Annotated in this window: 1 protein-coding gene; it reads right to left on the minus strand. The window is 49.1% G+C overall.

The features are described from left to right. Window positions 1-16 precede the first annotated feature (16 nt). A complete protein-coding gene (locus tag ADIS_RS00285; RefSeq protein ID WP_035804102.1) occupies window positions 17-1900 on the minus strand; it encodes an IS1634 family transposase in 1884 nt (627 codons plus the stop codon). Window positions 1901-2095: the final 195 nt, after the last annotated feature.

Genomic DNA, 2095 nt, shown 5'->3' on the forward strand with positions numbered 1-2095 from the left:
TTAACCCACATTGCAGCTAACCGCTCAGAAGTAGTTGTTTTTTAGGGCTTTCAATTTTTTCGGTTTCCGATTTGTGTACTACGGATTTTCGTTTGGCAAAAGGCTGGTGTTTGGTTTGGAGGATATCGTATATCTGTTTTAGGTTTTTGTTGGGTACTGTGCATTTACGGGTGGTGATGATTTTGTCGTATGTGTTGGTCCCCGAAGTAGTGATTACCTTCTGAGTGTTGCCTATTCTGACAATTTCCCCCCAGCAGCTTTTTATGCCATTGTGTTTTAGCTGATACCTTACTGTGTTGACCAGCCAGTAAGCCAATATCCCCAGGTGGAGGTGTGCCATGGTGGCATCATCGTTTTTGTGGTAGATTGGCCTTAGGTCCAGGTCGGTTTTCAGGGTACGGAACGCGTTTTCTATCTCCCTGATGGTATTATATATATTCCATACCACATACTCTTCCTTTACGTTCAGGTTGGTCCGGAGAAAATAGACGCCCAGGCTTTCATTTTTTTCCTGATGCCCTTCTGTGTCTTTTTCCCAGGTGATTTCTGTTGCCAGCCCTGTTTTCGTGTCACTGCTTACGGTAATGTCATAATAACGCTGGACTGAAGGGTATTTTTCTTTGGCCCTGCCTATTCGCTGGTGGACTTTGTCAGCTTTCTTGGTCCCTCCCTTGCTGTGCAGTGCGTTGTGTATCTTTTGGAGTTCCTGCTCAAACCTGTTTTCAAACTGGAGCTTCATCCCTTCCTCTTTTTTTTCCTTGGAAGGGCTTTTGACCTCAAGGTAATAATCGGTGTTTTTTTCTGTGGCGACTGACCTCAGCCTGATGGTCTGCTTTGATTTTGTGTCCAGCAAGGTGGTAGGCCTTCCGGGAACATAGCTGTAATCTTTCAGCCGGGTACGGCTTACACAGAGATACCTGTACCCTTTGCTTTCGATAAGTCTGAGGTTTTCCTCTGTGGCGATGCCGGCATCGAGCACCACTACGGCAGGGCCGCGGCAGGTATGGGACGCGAGTTTTTCGATCATCGCCGACAGGGTGTTGCAGTCGGCTATGTTTCCTTCCAGAACGGAGGAATATTTTATGAAGCCTTCCACGTTGACCACCAGGGCGAGCACAATGAGCTTTGCGTCGTTTCTCTTTTCCTTGCTCCTTCCGAATTTTGCCAGCTGGCTGTTCCGCTTTTCCCCCTCAAAATAGGTGTTGGTCAGGTCGTAAAGGATGATTTTATCCTCCAGGTCAAACAGCTCGTTGGTACGCCGGGACAGGTGCCTTTCGATTGCGTCCTTGGCCTTGTACAAGTCCAGGGCACTTTTATATAGCCTGTCTTTGGTCACTTTGTCCACACCGTACCCGGTGAGTTCGCACACTGCCGAGTTTTCCTTTATCCAGCGCACGGTTTTCAACTCTGAGGCCGGGTATACCGCACGGCTCACAACCTGCGTGGCCGCAAGCTTGGCCTGTTCGGGGCTGAAGCCGGCTGAAAGTAGCAACGGCGTGAGGTTCAGCTTCTCCCATGTCCGGTAGGCGATGTTCTCTGCTCCGATCTCCCTTGCGTTGCTGTGCTCAAGCGTGTCCATGTCGACCATGCGCAAGAGTTTACCGGCAGAAAGGTCGAACTTTTCCGATGAAACGATACGCTGCCAGAATTCTTCCACATAGCTCCTTACGACCGGATCCACGTCCTCATCAAAGAGAGGCTCCTTGTGTTCGTACCTGTCGGTGAGCTGCCTCTGTATCCTGTTGAGCTGCTCCGGAGTGGCATCCTCCATGAATCCCACATTGAGAATGGTGCGGTGGCAGACCCTGTTTTCGGCATTACGGTAACTTTCAACCAAGCGGTAGTAACCGCACAGCTTTCCGGACTCGGGATGTTTACGTAATGAGAACTTGAAATACATGCCGTAAGGTACTGGTCTTTAGGCCCCAAAAGCAATACCCTCTGTGTACTACAAATCCGTTTTAAGCCAAAATGGCGGGCGTAAGCCGATTTTCACGTAGGGGGGTACGGATAAATATTGGGCCACATTCCAAAAAAAACCGGAAATTCAGTCAAAATATCTCCTTTAACCGGGAAAGGACGCAATGTGGGTTAA

Source organism: Lunatimonas lonarensis (assembly GCF_000390185.1).
GTDB lineage: Bacteria > Bacteroidota > Bacteroidia > Cytophagales > Cyclobacteriaceae > Lunatimonas > Lunatimonas lonarensis.